The following is a 14684-nucleotide window of genomic DNA, read 5'->3' as shown; positions in this document are numbered from 1 at the left end:
CCAACTTACGCAGCCGGGATACGCCGCCGCGAACCATTTGCGCGTACGGCGAGCCGGTCGAGATAGAGCAGTTGAGCGGCCACGACGATGGCCAGCGCGACGACGACCATGAGCAGCGGCGTGGTGACGCCGACGCCGGGTGAGGCGACGGCGTACCGGCCGAGCTCGTTCACCTGGGCGACGGGCGCGGTGAACAGGCCGGGCTGCTGGGCGACCAGCAGCGGCCAGAGCAGGTCCTGGGCGTTCACCAGCGCGACGGCCCCCACCAGGATGCCGGCCATGGGCAGCGAGGGCAGGACGACACCGCTGAAGAAGTCCCTGCCGTTCCGCTCCGCCAGTCCCTTGCACAGCAGGGTGAGCACCAGCAGGGCCGGAACGCTCACCAGCAGGGGCGGGAAGAGCGCGAGGAAGGTGTCGACCAGGCCGAGGTTGCGCATGTTCTGCCAGTTCGCCACGCCGAGGGGGCCGGTGCCGACGAACAGCCAGGGCGCGAACACCAGCAGCAGCCACTCACTCCCGCGCCCGAGCGGCCGCAGACCGCCGATCCCGAGAGCGGCCAGGTAGGCCACCCCGACCGACACCAGCGCGCCGGCGACGGCTGGCACCCAGGTGTTGACCTGCGTACGCAGCCCGCCCGCCGCACTGCCGGGCGAGCCCAGCACGCCGGAGATCCAGGGCCAGGACAGCAGGATCCCCACGGCCAGGATGAGGACCAGCGCCGCCACCCCGACCACCACCCCTGCCGTCTTCGGCGGCCGGTCCGAGCCGCCGGAGCCGGAAGGCGCAGCGGCGGCGGATCCATCGGGCAGCGGCGCGGAGCCCTGCGGCCAGGCGTCCGGACGCGCGAAGGCCTGAGGGGCGGGAGGGGCGGGAGTGCCGCCGGCGGGCGTGAGCGTGATGCGTAGCCGGGAGGCCGCGACGACGACGGTGGCGACGATCCCGAGCACGCCGAGGGCTGCACCTGTGAGCGTCGCAACGGCCGCACCAGGGCCGAACTCGGCCATCCTGAAGGCGAAGTCGTATTGGAGGCCCGCGAGGGTCCCTGTGGAGCGCTGAGGGCCTCCGTTGGTGAGGACCAGCCCGATCGAGAAAGTCTGCAGGCCGACGGCGACGGTGGCGAGCGCCACGAGCACGCCGACGACGAGCATGGCGGGCGCGACGGTGCCGCCGCGCAGGGTGGGCAGGAACGCGATGACCGCCAGCGAGCACACCACGCCGAACGTCGCCGCGGCGACGATCAGGCGCAGCGCGCCCGGCGCCGTGTCCGGCGCGCTCAGCCCCTGCGCCAGGGCGACCAGGCCGGACGCCTCCCGCCTCAGGCCTTGGATCCAGGCCGCCGCCACGCCCACGGGCGAGAACGTGACGATCGCGAGGGACAGCGCGATCCGCCCGGCCCGCCGCGTCCAGGCGCCGCCCCAGTCGAGAGCCGCCGCCAGCAGCGGCGCCACGACCACGGCCACGAGCAGCGGCACGACGGTCAGCGAGAGCGTGAAGCCGAGCGCCCGCCAGAACGCGTCGTCGCCCAGCACCTCACCGAAGTTGGACATCCCCGCATAGGCGCTCTCCTTGAGAACGCCGCCGCTTTGGAAGCTGAGCCAGATCGTCTGCGCCGTCGGCAGCACCAGCGTGATGAGCGTGCCGAAGAGGGCGGGCACGGCCAGCAGCCAGCCCAGCGCCCGGTAGGACGTCTGCGGTGGGGTGGGGGAAGTCACGTCGCCCGACCCTACGCCGCCACCGGCCTCGCGCGCATCTCAAGGCCGCCACGGGCCCCGGGCTTGATCCCACGCGAGGAAACCGCACGTGAGAACTGAGCATGCCAGAGCCAGGGCCCGGCAGGAACGGGGCCCAGAGCTTTGCGGAGAAGGCGGCTATTCGGCGCCCAGGCGCTCCAGCACCGCGTCGCTGACGTCGAAGTTGGCGAAGACGTTCTGCACGTCGTCGCTGTCCTCCAGCGCGTCGATGAGGCGGAACACCTTCTTGGCGCCCTCCTCGTCCAGCGGCACGCTCATCGTCGGCAGGAAGCTCGACTCGGCCGAGTCGTAGTCGATCCCGGCCTCCTGCAGCGCCTTGCGCACCGGCACGAGATCCCCGGCCTCGGAGACGACCTCGAAGGAGTCACCCATGTCGTTGACCTCCTCGGCGCCCGCCTCCAGCACGGCCATCAGCACGGTGTCCTCGTCGAGCCCGTCCTTGGGCACGATGACGACGCCCTTGCGGTTGAACATGTAGGACACGGACCCGGGGTCGGCCAGGGAGCCGCCGTTGCGGGTCAGCGCGACGCGCACCTCGGAGGCGGCGCGGTTGCGGTTGTCGGTGAGGCACTCGATGAGCACCGCGACGCCGCCCGGCGCGTAACCCTCGTACATGATGGTCTGCCAGTCGGCGCCGCCGGCCTCCAGACCGCCGCCGCGCTTGCGGGCCCGCTCGATGTTGTCGTTGGGCACGGAGTTCTTCTTCGCCTTGAAGATGGCGTCGAAGAGGGTGGGGTTGGCGTCCGGGTCAGGGCCACCGGTGCGGGCCGCCACTTCGATGTTCTTGATGAGCTTGGCGAACAGCTTGCCCCGCTTGGCGTCGAGCGCTGCCTTCTTGTGCTTCGTCGTCGCCCATTTGGAGTGGCCGGACATTACTTAGAGCTCCCTAACCATGTCTACGAAGTAACGGTGCACGCGAGCGTCCCCGGTGAGTTCGGGGTGGAACGATGTCGCGAGCAGCGGACCTTGACGGACCGCGACGATCCTATCCCCAGGCTCGCACCGGCCCAGCACTTCGACATCACCGCCGACGGATTCGACCCAGGGGGCGCGGATGAACACCGCGTGCACCCGGTCGCCCGCGAAGTCCAGATCCTCCTCGAACGAGTCCACCTGGCGGCCGAACGCGTTGCGCCTGACCACCATGTCGATGCCGCCGATCGTCTGCTGCCCGGCGATGCCGTCCTCGATCCTGTCGGCCAGCATGATCATGCCGGCGCAGGAGCCGTAGGCGGGCATGCCCTCCTTGATCCGCAACCGCAGCGGCTGGAGCATGTCGAAGGTCTCGGCGAGCTTCCACATGGTGGTGGACTCGCCGCCGGGGATGACGAGTCCGTCGACCGCGTCCAGCTCGGCCGGTCTGCGGACGGCATGGGCCGTCGCGCCTGCCTCCTGAAGCATGCGCACATGCTCGCGCACGTCTCCTTGGAGAGCGAGTACGCCGATCGTGGGCACAGTCGATCCTTCCGTCCGGGTGCGGGTACCGACCATTCAACACCAGGATGGCTTGGCATCTTCCTTACAGGGCGTCAGGACGGCGGGCGGCTGGCTGGTGACCGGCTGGCCGGCCACGCTGCGCCGATATTCCGGGCGGAGAAAAGCCCGGCCGCGACGGCGGCCGGGCCGGTGTGGCCGCTAGGGGCGCTCGGTCTCGAGGCGGACGGTCTCCTCGCTCGTCATCGGCTGCCTGCGCAGGATCGTCGGGTCGAGCGGCCGCAGGTACGTCTGCTGCACCCCCGGTACCCGGTCCTCGATGACGAACGTGGCCCGGGTGTAGACCTCGGCGCCGGGATCGGTGACCCGGGGCACGACCTTGAAGTCGGCCGCCATCTGCTCACGCTCGATCTTCGTCAGCACGTATCCGCGCTGGTTGTTGTAGAACTTCAGGTGCGGGTTGATCGTCAGGAACGGATGCGTGGCCGGGTCGGAGTCGGTCCCGTTCCCGCCGGTGGAGATCGACGTGGCCACCAGTTCTGAGCCCACCGACGGCCCGGTCGGGTCGTCGTAGTCGAGCTTGAGGTCGCTGGCCCAGTGCGCGTGCACGTCGCCGGTCAGCACCACGGGGTTGCGCACCTGGGCGTCGATCCAGCCCTGCGTGATGCGGCGCCGGGAGGCCACGTAGCCGTCCCAGGCGTCCTGGCTGGTGACCTTGGCGGGCCCGGCGTTGTTGTCACGCTGGGCGAAGAACACCTGCTGCCCGAGGATGTCCCACTGGGCCCGCGACTGGCGGAACCCGTCCAGCAGCCACGCCTCCTGCTCGGCCCCGGTGATCGAGCGGGCGGGGTCGATGGAGGCCGGGCAGTCCTTGTAGCCGTCGCCGCAGCCCTGGTCGTCGCGGTACTGGCGGGTGTCGAGCATGTGGAAGGTGGCCATCCTGCCCCAGCGGATGCGCCGGTAGAGCTGCATGTCGATGCCGCGCGGGATGGAGGTGCGGCGCAGCGGCATGTTCTCGTAGTACGCGCGGAAGGCGGCCTCGCGGCGGGACAGGAAGTTCGGCTGGGGGATCTCGGGCCGCTCCGGCACCTCGTCGGCCCAGTTGTTGTCCAGCTCGTGGTCGTCCCACACCACCAGCCAGGGCGCGGCGGCGTGCGCGGCCTGCAGGTCGGGGTCGGCCTTGTACTGGGCGTGGCGCTGGCGGTAGTTGGCCAGGGTCTCGGTCTCGGGGCCCTCATGGTGGCGGATGTTGCCGCCGGGGATGTTGTAGGTGTTCTTGGTGTACTCGTACTGGTAGTCGCCCAGGTGCAGGATCAGGTCGGGGTGCTCCTCGGCCAGCCTGCGGTAGGACGTGAAGTAGCCGTGCTCGAACTGCGCGCAGGAGACGAAGGCCATGGCCAGCCCGCCGCCGTACGACAGCGGGTGCGGGGCCGTGCGAGTGCGGCCGACGGGCGAGACGTACGGGCCGACGCGGAAGCGGTACCAGTACTCGCGGTCGGAGCTGAGGTTCTGCAGCTCGACGTGCACGCTGTGACCCCATTCCGGCGCGGCCACGCTCACGCCGGAGCGGACGACGCGGCGAAGGCGCTCGTCGGCGTACACCTGCCACAGCACCGGGAACGGCCGCTGCGGCATGCCGCCGAGGCCGTCCTCGGCGAGGGGCTCCTGGGCGAGCCTGGTCCACAACACGAAGCCCTCGTGGTCGGGGTCGCCGGAGGCGACGCCGAGCGTGAACGGGTCGGTGCGCAGCCCGCGCAAGGCCAGGCTCTGGGCGGTTTCGGCGGCAGGATCCGGATCGTCGGCGTGCGCGGCGGTGGCCGGGATGGCCGCCGCGGCGCCTGCCGCTAAGCCGGTGACGAGGAAATGCCGGCGGTTCAGCTTCGACATCAGTGGCTCCTGGGACGATCGAGGGTGAGGGGGTTTCCCGTAGCCTTACTGACGATCATGACTGCGCAGTTAACACCGCACAACACGAAAAAGACGACATCCTTCGCGGATGTCGCCTCTTTCGGAAATTTCCGTCGTCACCGTCGCCCGGCAGCGCCCCCGCCCGCAGTGATCATCTCACCGGAGGCAGGTCCGTGGCCTGCAACGACGCGCCGGACTACCAGCCGCGCTCGGCCAGGCGGTGCGGCTGCGGAATGTCGTCGACGTTGATGCCGACCATGGCCTCGCCCAGGCCGCGCGAGACCTTGGCGATGACGTCGGGGTCGTCGTGGAACGTGGTGGCCTTGACGATGGCCGCGGCGCGCTTGGCCGGGTCGCCCGACTTGAAGATGCCCGAGCCGACGAACACGCCCTCGGCGCCCAGCTGCATCATCATCGCGGCGTCGGCCGGGGTGGCGATGCCGCCCGCGGTGAACAGCACGACCGGCAGCTTGCCGGCCTTGGCGACCTCGGCCACCAGCTCGTAGGGGGCCTGCAGCTCCTTGGCGGCCACATAGAGCTCGTCCTCGGGCAGCGAGGCCAGCCGCTTGAGCTCGGCGCGGATGGTGCGCATGTGGGTGACGGCGTTGGAGACGTCGCCGGTGCCCGCCTCACCCTTGGAGCGGATCATGGCCGCACCCTCGGTGATGCGGCGCAGCGCCTCGCCCAGGTTGGTGGCGCCGCACACGAACGGCACCGTGAACTGCCACTTGTCGATGTGGTTGGCGTAGTCGGCCGGGGTGAGCACCTCGGACTCGTCGACGTAGTCCACGCCGAGCGACTGCAGCACCCGGGCCTCGAGGAAGTGGCCGATGCGGGCCTTGGCCATGACGGGGATCGACACGGCGTTGATGATGCCGTCGATCATGTCCGGGTCGCTCATCCGGGACACGCCGCCCTGCGCGCGGATGTCGGCGGGCACGCGCTCGAGCGCCATGACGGCCACCGCGCCGGCGTCCTCAGCGATCTTGGCCTGCTCAGGGGTGACGACGTCCATGATGACGCCGCCCTTGAGCATCTCGGCCATGCCTCGCTTGACGCGGGCGGTTCCGGTGACGGGGCCAGTGGTCGGCGGGGTCTGGGGCGTGCTGCTGGACACGGTCTTCCTCACGGGCTCTCAAGGCGAATCGGTAAGTTATCAAGCCCATGGTAGGTCCTGATGGACTCCCACCCCGACATGCCAAGATGTCAGGATTTGTCGCCCAGCTTGTACAGGATGATCAGGGGATCACGGGCTTGCGGCTGGCGAGAGCCACCCAGACCTGGCCGGGGGCGAAGTTCATCGGCTCGCCGCTCTCCGTGGTGAACGTCGTGCCGTCCTTCTCCGATTCCCGTTCCCACTTGGCTTTGAAAGCTTTACCGTCGCGCAGCACGATCGCCGAGCCCTTGCCCGTGGTGTGCACCAGCGGCGTGTAGCTGTCGTTCTTGTCGTGGAACTGCGAGCGCTCGGTCTTGGTGTACTGGATGACGATCGTCGGCGCGCCGAGCTGCCCGCCCTCGGCGGCCATGTCCTTCTTGCCGTCCTGCCAGATCATCCACATCTTGCGCTGCTCGGACCAGGCGAAGGTGAAGCGCGCGGCGGGCCACTTGACGGTGTACGCCTTCTTCTCCACGCCGCCCTCGGCCGGCGCGTCGCCGAAGGTGAAACCGATGTCCTTGGCCTTGCTGGCCTTGGGCGCCTTGGCCACCAGCTGCTTGGTGTTGGCGAACAGGTTGTACGGGGCGAAGCGGCCCGGCTGCCGGAAGTACGCCCCCGGGTTGCGGGTGTCTCCGACGTCGAACAGCGACGCCTCGGCGATCAGCGGCAACATCAGGGTCTGCGCACCCGAGTAGGAGAAGGCCGGCTTGCCGAACATCGGCGCGATGTGCAGGTCGGAGATGCGGGCGCTGCGGACCGGGCCCACCTTGGCCGGCAGCTTGGAGGAGAAGATCGCCATGAGCCGGGTCAGCCCGGCCTCGACCTGCTCGATGTAGACGATGTCCGCGCTCTTCAGCCCCATCTGGGGCTTGCCCGCCGCAGTGTTCTCGATCTTCACCGCGAGCACCGGCTTGAGCGCGTCGTACGGCTTGCCGGTGAACGGGTGCGCCTCGACCTCGGCGGGCTCCTCGCTCGGCGCCGCGGTAGCGGCCTGTGGCACCTGACCTGGAGCCGGCTCGTCCGACGAGCAGGCCGCGACGGGCAGCAGCACGGCCGCTCCGGCAAGTGTGAGCGTGATCAACCGGGGTAGCCGCACCTGCAACACTCCTCGCTTCAGCCCGAAAACGGGATGAAGCTTACTGGCTTCCCCAAATCAGGTCATTCAGTTGCCATAGTCGCAGGCGGATTGTCATCAATTTCAAAGAAATCGGGATACTCCGTATGGCCCGCCAAGCGCAGGGTTCTCGCCAGCCAGCGGCGCTGCGCCGTACGAGTGACCGCCACCGCATTGTTATAAAAGCGCCGTGAGTAGACGACCTTGGCCACGGCCGTGTCGAGCTCCTCCAGCAGGTCGCGGCCGCCGGGCGACTCCGACAGCTTCTCCCTGAACCGCTCCTGGTCCACCGCCGCCCGCAGCGCCCGCGACAGGTCGCTCTCGGCGTGCTCGCGCTCCTCAGGCCCGGCGATCCTGGCCTCATGGGCGGCCGCGGCCAGCACCAGCGACGTGGCCGGGTCCAGCAGGCGCGCGCCGGCCAGCTCCAGCACCACCGCGCGGCGCCGCATCAGCGCGGCGTCCAGCGACTCGCGGGCCAGCTCCAGGCGGATGTGCAGGCGGTCGAGCCGGCCGGCCCGCCAGGAGACGTACACGGCCATGAGCACCACGACGATGCCCACGATCAGAATGACCATGGTGGAGGTCACAGCTCATCCCCCCGGCCGCCCGCGGTCACAGGTCCTCCTCCACGCGGCCCGCGCCGCTCGTCGTGACCGTCTCGTACACGCGCACCACGTCCCGCGCCACCGTGGACCAGTCGTATTTCCTGACCGCCACCAGCGCCTCCGCGGCCAGCTTGGCACGCCCCTCCGGCGCGTCGAGCAGCGCGGCGGCCTCGCGCGCCAGCGAGCCGGCGTCGCCGTTGGCGAACAACGCGCCCGCCTGGCCTTCGCCGAGCACCCTGCGGAAGGCCGGGATGTCGCTGGCCAGCACCGTGGCCCCGGAGGCCATGGCCTCGGCCAGCACGATGCCGAAGCTCTCCCCCCGCGTGTTCGGCGCGCAGAACACGTCGACCGAGTGGTAGGCGCGGATCTTGTCGGCCTCGCTCACCATGCCCAGCACCGTGACCCGGTCGTGGAACCGCTTGGGCACCCGGTCGAACACGTCCTTCTCGTCGCCGGGACCGGCGATGAGCAGCTTCACCTCCGGCCGCGCGGCCGCCAGCGCCGTGAACGCCTCCAGCAGGATCGGCAGGCCCTTGCGCTCCTCGTCCATCCGCCCGAGGAAGCCGATCGTGGCGCCGTCGGGACCCCACCCGTCCAGCGGCTCGGCCTCGGTGTAGCGGGAGACGGTCACGCCGTTCGAGATCAGCACCGCGTCGCCGCCGAACTGCTCCACCAGGCTCTTGCGGGCCGCGTCGGAGACCGCGATGCGGCCGCTGAGCTTCTCCAGCGCGCTCTGCAGCAGCGGCTCGGCCACCGCGATGGCCCGCGAGCGCGACCACGACGCGTGGAACGTGGCCACGATCGGCCCCTTCGCCGCCCAGCACGCCAGCACGCCCAGGCTCGGGATCAGCGGCTCGTGGATGTGCAGCACGTCGAACCGGCCCGTGCGCACCCACCGCCGCACCCGCGCCGCCGACAGGAAGCCGAACGACATCCTGGCCACCGCCCCGTTGTACGGCACCGGCACCGCCCGCCCGGCCCCCGTCACATAGGAGGGCAGCTCGTCATCGTCGGCCGCCGGCGCGATCACCGACACGTCGTGCCCCTGCGCAATCAGCGCCTGCGCCAGGTCGTCGATGTGCTGCTTGACTCCGCCGGGCATGTCCCATGAATAGGGACACACGATGCCGACCTTCATGGGCCGACCTTCTGAGGAGGCAGGTCCTCCAGCCAGAGCCGCTGCAACATGTGCCAGTCCTCAGGATGCTCGGAGATGCCCTTCTCGAACACGTCGGCCAGCCGCTGCGCCACCACCGCGACCTTCTCCTGCCGGGTGCCCTCCTGCGGGACCGGGACCTCCTCGTGGATGTGGATGCCCCAGTCGCCGTCGACGAAGTAGACGATCGCCGGCAGCAGCGCGGCCCCGGTCTGCACGGCCAGCAGCGGCGGCCCCGCGGGCACCTTCGTGGTGGCGCCGAAGAAGCGCACCTCGACGCCGCTCTTGGTCAGATCGCGCTCGGCGGGCAGGCACACCACGCCGCCCTTGCGCACCCGGATGGCCAGCGAGGCGAAATTGTGGCCGTCGCCGCCGGTCAGCGGCAGCACCTCCATGCCGAGCCCCTCGCGGAAGGCCACGTAGCGGCGGAACAACGACTCCGGCCTGAGCCGCTCGGCCACGGTCGTGAACGGATGGCCCACGCCCACCAGCCAGGCGCCGGCCTGATCCCAGTTGCCCATGTGCGGCAGCGCCAGCACCACGCCCCGCCCGGCCGCCACGGTGTCGTGGACGTGCTCGGCGCCGATGACATGCGTGCGCCGCACGATCTCCTCGGTCTTCATGGACGGCAGCCGGAAGATCTCATGGAAGTAGCGGAAGTACGAACGCATGCCCGCCCTGGTGAGCTCGCGCAGCTCCCGGCTGCCCACGTCGAGCCCGGTCACCCTGGCCAGGTTGGACTCCAGCCGGCGCACCGACTTGCCGCGCCTGGCCCACACCCGGTCGGCCAGGAAGCCGAAGACCGCGGCCGTCGGGCGCTCGGGCAGCAGCGGCACGAGCTTCCAGCCGGCCGCGAAACCCGCGGCCACGACGCGATCGCCGAACGACGCCTTCTCGCTCATTTCTCCCTCGTCTGCCGGTAAACGGCCATCACCCGCTGCCCCACGGTGATCACGCTGGCCACCGCCAGCAGCCACATCCCCGCAGGCAGAATGTACGGCACACCGAGCCCCGAGAAGCAGGCCGCGACCAGCGCCACGACCAGCCGCTCCGGCCGCTCGGCCAGCCCGACGTCGGCCGTGAGCCCGAGCCCCTCGGCCCTGGCCTTGGCGTAGGACACCAGGGTCCCGGCGATCAGGCACACCAGCGTCACCGAGGTCATCAGCGTGTCCTGTCTGGACACGAAATACAAGATCAGGCCGGCGAAGATGGCGGCGTCGGCGACCCGGTCGAGCGTCGAGTCCAGAAACGCGCCCCAGGTGCTGCCCCCCTTCCCACCGAGCCGGGCCACCACGCCGTCGAGCAGGTCGAACAGCACGAAGACAGTGATCACGAGGGCCCCCACGGTCAGGTGGCCCAGGGGGAAGAAGGTCAGGGCGGACACGACGGTGCCGAGGGTGCCGATCGCCGTGACGGCGTTCGGGCCGATCCCGCGGCCCACGAGGGCCCTGCCCAGCGGGGTGAGTATCCGGGTCATGGCCGGGCGCAGGAGTTTGAGCATCGCGGTCCGATCGTAGGCCATCACAGACCTGACAACTTTCTTTGCCCTCCACCTCTTGTGATATCCGCCACACGGGTATTTGGTGAACACACCGCGTCCATGCGGTTTCTGCCAAGCTTCCGCGCGGGCGCGGCGTTGGAAACAAACCGACGACGCGGGAGGCGACGTGGCGGAAAGAAACACGGGAGGCGCCGCAGGAGCCGCGGGCAGGGCACCCGCGGCCGACAGGGCGGATGCGATACGCAATGTCGTGCTGGTCGGCCACTCAGGAGCAGGTAAGACGACACTCGTCGAGCAGCTGCTGGCCGCCACGGGCACCATTCAGCGCCCGGGACGGGTTGAGGACGGCAACACGGTCAGCGACTTCGACGAGGTCGAGGTCAGGCAACAGCGGTCGGTCAATCTCGCCTTGGCCCCCCTGCTGCACAACGGAATCAAGATCAACCTTCTCGACACCCCCGGCTACGCCGACTTCGTGGGCGATCTGCGGGCTGGGCTGCGCGCGGCCGACGCGGCGTTGTTCGTGGTGTCGGCATCCGACGGGATCGACGGGCTCACCCAGATGCTCTGGGAGGAGTGCGCGCAGGTCGGCATGCCGCGGGCGGTCGTGATCACCAAGATCGACCATCAGCGAGCCGACTTCGACGAGGTGCTCGCCACCTGCCAGGACGTCTTCGGCGACGGCGTGGCGCCCCTCTACCTGCCGGTGATCACCAACGGGCATGTCAACGGGCTGATCGGGCTGCTCACCCAGAAGTTCTACAACTACGCGACCGGCGCCCGCACCGAGAAGGAGCCCGGCGCGGAGTACCAGACGCAGATCGAGGAATACCGCGGCTCCCTGATCGAGGGCATCATCCAGGAGAGCGAAGACGAGACGCTCATGGAGAGATACCTCGAGGGCGAGCCGATGGACACCAAGGTCCTCATCGAGGACCTGGAGAAGGCCGTCGCACGCGGCAGTTTCTACCCGGTGCTCTGCAGCGGGCTGGGCGTCGGCATGCAGGAGGTGCTGGAGGTCATCACCCAGGGCTTCCCGTCGCCGCTCGAACACCCGATGCCGGAGATCACCGACCTGTCCGGCAAACCGGTCAAAGGTATCGCCTGCGACCCGGACGGGCCGCTCGTGGCGGAGGTCGTCAAGACCACCAGCGACCCGTACGTGGGCCGCATCAGCCTCGTCCGCGTCTTCTCCGGCACACTGCGCCCCGACATGACCGTGCACGTGTCCGGGCACGGCCTGGCCGACCGCGGCCACGAGGACCACGACGTGGACGAGCGCATCGGCACCCTGACCTGCCCGCTGGGCAAACAGCAGCGCGGCGCGGCCAAGGGCATGGCCGGCGACATCGTGGCGGTGGCCAAGCTGTCGCGGGCCGAGACCGGCGACACGCTGTCAGACGTCGAGCAGCCGCTGCTGATGACCGCCTGGGCCATGCCAGACCCGCTGCTGCCCGTGGCGATCAGGGCCAAGTCCAAGGCCGACGAGGACAAGCTGTCGCAGGCACTCGGCCGGCTCGTGGCCGAGGACCCCACGCTGCGGCTGGAGAACAACGCCGAGACCCGCCAGCTCGTCCTGTGGTGCATGGGCGAGGCGCACACCGACGTGCTGCTCGACCGGCTGTCCAAGCGGCACGGCGTGGAGGTCGAGCGGATCGAGCTGCGGGTGCCGCTGCGCGAGACCTTCGGCGGCAAGTGCCAGGCGATGGGCCGCAACGTCAAGCAGACCGGCGGTCACGGCCAGTACGCGATCTGCCACCTCGAGGTGGAGCCCCTGCCGTCCGGCGGCGGGTTCGAGTTCGTGGACAAGATCGTGGGCGGCGTGGTGCCCCGGCAGTTCATCCCGTCGGTGGAGAAGGGGGTGCGGGCCCAGATGGAGCGAGGCGTCGTCGCCGGCTATCCCATGGTCGACGTGCGCGTCACGCTGTACGACGGCAAGGCGCACTCGGTGGACTCCTCCGACATGGCCTTCCAGATCGCCGGCCAGCTGGCGCTGAAGGAGGCCGCGGCAAAGGTGCCGACCCTGCTGCTCGAGCCGGTGGACGAGCTCTCCGTGCTGGTGGCCGACGACCACGTGGGATCGGTGATGTCCGACCTGTCGTCGCGGCGCGGGCGCGTGCTCGGGACCGAGCCCGTCGGCACCGGACGCACCCTGGTCAAGGCCGAGGTGCCCGAGCTGGAGATAACGCGCTACGCCATCGACCTGAGATCCATGTCACACGGCACGGGCACCTTCACGCGCTCGTTCCTGCGCTACGAGCCGCTGCCGCCGAACCTCGCCTCCAAGGTGGCGGCCGAGGACTGAGCCTCGAGGAGAGGGCTCGGATGAGCTGAGGAGCCGGGAGGGAAAGCTGTGGTCCCTCCCGGCCCAGCCATGGAGTATTGTCACAAAGACATCACGACTTCATTTCGGTTTTTCGTACCGACCATCCCTGAGCAGATGTCACACTGGGTGGCATTATGCGAACTGGACGCCCACTCCTAGCCGCCGCAGCCCTCGCCGTTCTCACCACCTCCGCCGCATACGCGTTCGGCCCTGGTGCGAGCGAGAGCCCCGCGGCGACCAAGAAGAAGACGACCACCGCCGCCACCCCCGTGGCCGCCTGCACGGCCGACGCCCGCTACCCGAAGCGCCAGCTCCGGGGCGTCTGGATCGCCACGGTCAAGAACATCGACTGGCCCTCGCGGAGCGGGCTGTCCGCCGAGCGGCAGAAGGCCGAATACGTCAAGATCCTGGACAGCGCCGTCAAGCGCAACTTCAACGCCGTCTTCGTCCAGGTGCGGCCCGCCTCCGACGCGCTCTACAAGTCGTCGCTCGAGCCCTGGTCGCAGTTCCTCACGGGCACCGCGGGCAAGGATCCCGGCTGGGACCCGCTGCCGTTCCTCATCGACGAGGCCCACAAGCGGGGCCTGGAGTTCCACGCCTGGTTCAACCCTTACCGGGCCTCCTACGACGCCGACGTCTCCAAGCTGCCCGCCAACCACCCGGCCAAGCAGCACCCGGACTGGACGGTCAAATACGGCGACCGCCTCTACTTCAACCCGGGCCTGCCGCAGGTGCGCCAGCACGTCATCAAGGTCATCACGGACGTGGTGGACCGCTACGACGTGGACGGGGTGCACTTCGACGACTACTTCTACCCGTACCCGGGCGAGGGCGGCCAGTTCAACGACAAGGCCGCCTTTACAAAGTACGGCAAGGGCAAGAGCCTGGCCGACTGGCGGCGCGGCAACGTCAACACGCTCGTCGCCGAGGTGGACCAGGCCGTCCACACGCGGAAGAACCACGTCAAGTTCGGCATCAGCCCGTTCGGCATCTGGCGTAACAAGTCGAATGACCCGTCCGGATCCAACACCAACGGCATGTCCGCCTATGACTCGATTTATGCGGACGCGAAGGCCTGGATCGAGTCGGGCACCGTCGACTACGTCATGCCGCAGCTCTACTGGCCGCGCGGCTTCAAGGCGGCCGACTACAAGGTGCTGGCTCCGTGGTGGGCTCAGGCCGTCAAGGGCTCCGACGTGCACCTGTACATCGGGCAGGCCCTCTACCGGGTCGGCGCCACGGACGACAAGGCCTGGACCAGGCCCGAGGAGATGGCCGCGCACCTGACGCTCAACCGCAAGCACAAGCAGGTGGACGGCGACGTCTACTTCAGCGCCAAGCAGCTGCTCACCAACCCGCTGGGCGCGATGGACCGGGTCGCCAAGGAGCACTACGGCCGCCCCGCCCTGCTGCCGCTCATGAAGGACCGCGTCGGCCAGGCGCCGGCCGCGCCGGCCGGCGCGAAGGCCCTTGCCCAGCCGGCGGGTGCCAAGGCCACGGGCTCGACGATGACCTGGACGCCGTCGGCCGGGGCCCGCGCGTACGCGGTCTACCAGCTGCCGGAGTCCGGCGCGGACTGCCAGGCCACGGACGCCCGCAACCTGGTCGCGGTCGTCTCCGACCCGCCGTACGCGGTCAAGGCTCCGGGGACCTACCTGATCACCTCGCTCGACCGCCTGCACAACGAGAGCACGCCGGTCAAGGTGAAGGTCGACGCGTTCTGACCATTGCGC

The 14684-nt window shown here is 69.6% G+C and carries 12 protein-coding genes; 2 read left to right on the top strand and 10 right to left on the bottom strand.

Annotated features, from left to right (window positions below; translation table 11 throughout):
• Positions 1 to 5: 5 nt before the first annotated feature.
• The 10 genes from Q9G87_RS39355 to pgsA all read right to left on the bottom strand — a co-directional run bounded on the left by Q9G87_RS39355 (position 6) and on the right by pgsA (position 10646).
• Positions 6 to 1712, bottom strand: coding sequence for a hypothetical protein (locus Q9G87_RS39355; RefSeq protein ID WP_305921671.1), 1707 nt, complete (start codon positions 1710 to 1712; stop codon positions 6 to 8).
• A 156-nt stretch (positions 1713 to 1868) separates the two neighbouring features.
• Positions 1869 to 2624: a YebC/PmpR family DNA-binding transcriptional regulator gene (locus tag Q9G87_RS39350; RefSeq protein WP_305921670.1), complete on the bottom strand. Its 756-nt coding sequence runs from the start codon at positions 2622 to 2624 to the stop codon at positions 1869 to 1871.
• A gap of 3 nt (positions 2625 to 2627) precedes the next feature.
• Positions 2628 to 3242 carry a pyridoxal 5'-phosphate synthase glutaminase subunit PdxT gene (gene pdxT, locus Q9G87_RS39345; RefSeq protein WP_305921669.1) on the bottom strand — a complete coding sequence of 205 codons (615 nt, stop codon included), beginning with the start codon at positions 3240 to 3242 and terminating at the stop codon, positions 2628 to 2630.
• A 144-nt stretch (positions 3243 to 3386) separates the two neighbouring features.
• Positions 3387 to 5072 (bottom strand): alkaline phosphatase D family protein, encoded by a 1686-nt coding sequence (locus tag Q9G87_RS39340; RefSeq protein WP_305921668.1) that lies wholly within the window; start codon positions 5070 to 5072, stop codon positions 3387 to 3389.
• Between the two features lie 217 nt (positions 5073 to 5289).
• A complete protein-coding gene (gene pdxS / locus Q9G87_RS39335) occupies positions 5290 to 6222 on the bottom strand; it encodes a pyridoxal 5'-phosphate synthase lyase subunit PdxS (RefSeq protein WP_305921667.1) in 933 nt (310 codons plus the stop codon).
• A 109-nt stretch (positions 6223 to 6331) separates the two neighbouring features.
• Positions 6332 to 7345: a DUF3048 domain-containing protein gene (locus tag Q9G87_RS39330; protein ID WP_305921666.1), complete on the bottom strand. Its 1014-nt coding sequence runs from the start codon at positions 7343 to 7345 to the stop codon at positions 6332 to 6334.
• Positions 7346 to 7407: 62 nt separating this feature from the next.
• Complete coding sequence (locus Q9G87_RS39325; RefSeq protein ID WP_371825894.1) at positions 7408 to 7938, bottom strand: LemA family protein; 531 nt, start codon at positions 7936 to 7938, stop codon at positions 7408 to 7410.
• 37 nt (positions 7939 to 7975) lie between these two features.
• Positions 7976 to 9106, bottom strand: coding sequence for a glycosyltransferase family 4 protein (locus Q9G87_RS39320; RefSeq protein WP_305921664.1), 1131 nt, complete (start codon positions 9104 to 9106; stop codon positions 7976 to 7978).
• The gene (locus Q9G87_RS39315) at positions 9103 to 10026 is read right to left on the bottom strand and encodes a phosphatidylinositol mannoside acyltransferase (protein ID WP_305921663.1); all 924 of its coding nucleotides are present in this window, start codon (positions 10024 to 10026) and stop codon (positions 9103 to 9105) included. The genes Q9G87_RS39320 and Q9G87_RS39315 overlap by 4 nt, the downstream gene beginning before the upstream one ends.
• On the bottom strand, positions 10023 to 10646 hold the full coding sequence (gene pgsA, locus Q9G87_RS39310; RefSeq protein ID WP_305921662.1) for a phosphatidylinositol phosphate synthase: 624 nt from the start codon (positions 10644 to 10646) through the stop codon (positions 10023 to 10025). Before pgsA ends, Q9G87_RS39315 begins: the two co-directional genes overlap by 4 nt.
• A gap of 145 nt (positions 10647 to 10791) precedes the next feature.
• On the opposite strand from pgsA, the gene Q9G87_RS39305 reads away from it, so the two are divergent.
• Together Q9G87_RS39305 and Q9G87_RS39300 are read left to right on the top strand one after the other, a co-directional pair.
• On the top strand, positions 10792 to 12930 hold the full coding sequence (locus Q9G87_RS39305) for an elongation factor G-like protein EF-G2 (protein WP_305921661.1): 2139 nt from the start codon (positions 10792 to 10794) through the stop codon (positions 12928 to 12930).
• Between the two features lie 155 nt (positions 12931 to 13085).
• Positions 13086 to 14675: a glycoside hydrolase family 10 protein gene (locus Q9G87_RS39300; RefSeq protein WP_305921660.1), complete on the top strand. Its 1590-nt coding sequence runs from the start codon at positions 13086 to 13088 to the stop codon at positions 14673 to 14675.
• Positions 14676 to 14684 lie beyond the last annotated feature (9 nt).

The sequence above is a fragment of the Nonomuraea turcica genome (assembly GCF_030718205.1).
GTDB lineage: Bacteria > Actinomycetota > Actinomycetes > Streptosporangiales > Streptosporangiaceae > Nonomuraea.
Note: the sequence above shows the minus strand (reverse complement) of the source record. Positions and strands in the feature narration are given on the sequence as shown.

What these genes read in the sequence shown, in the direction of transcription:
- Q9G87_RS39350 (WP_305921670.1), bottom strand. Translation starts at nt 2,624, where the DNA reads ATGTCCGGCCACTCCAAATGGGCGACGACGAAGCACAAGAAGGCAGCG.
- pdxT (WP_305921669.1), bottom strand. Translation starts at nt 3,242, where the DNA reads ATGGTCGGTACCCGCACCCGGACGGAAGGATCGACTGTGCCCACGATC.
- Q9G87_RS39340 (WP_305921668.1), bottom strand. Translation starts at nt 5,072, where the DNA reads ATGTCGAAGCTGAACCGCCGGCATTTCCTCGTCACCGGCTTAGCGGCA.
- Q9G87_RS39325 (WP_371825894.1), bottom strand. Translation starts at nt 7,938, where the DNA reads ATGGTCATTCTGATCGTGGGCATCGTCGTGGTGCTCATGGCCGTGTAC.
- Q9G87_RS39320 (WP_305921664.1), bottom strand. Translation starts at nt 9,106, where the DNA reads ATGAAGGTCGGCATCGTGTGTCCCTATTCATGGGACATGCCCGGCGGA.
- Q9G87_RS39315 (WP_305921663.1), bottom strand. Translation starts at nt 10,026, where the DNA reads ATGAGCGAGAAGGCGTCGTTCGGCGATCGCGTCGTGGCCGCGGGTTTC.
- pgsA (WP_305921662.1), bottom strand. Translation starts at nt 10,646, where the DNA reads ATGGCCTACGATCGGACCGCGATGCTCAAACTCCTGCGCCCGGCCATG.
- Q9G87_RS39300 (WP_305921660.1), top strand. Translation starts at nt 13,086, where the DNA reads ATGCGAACTGGACGCCCACTCCTAGCCGCCGCAGCCCTCGCCGTTCTC.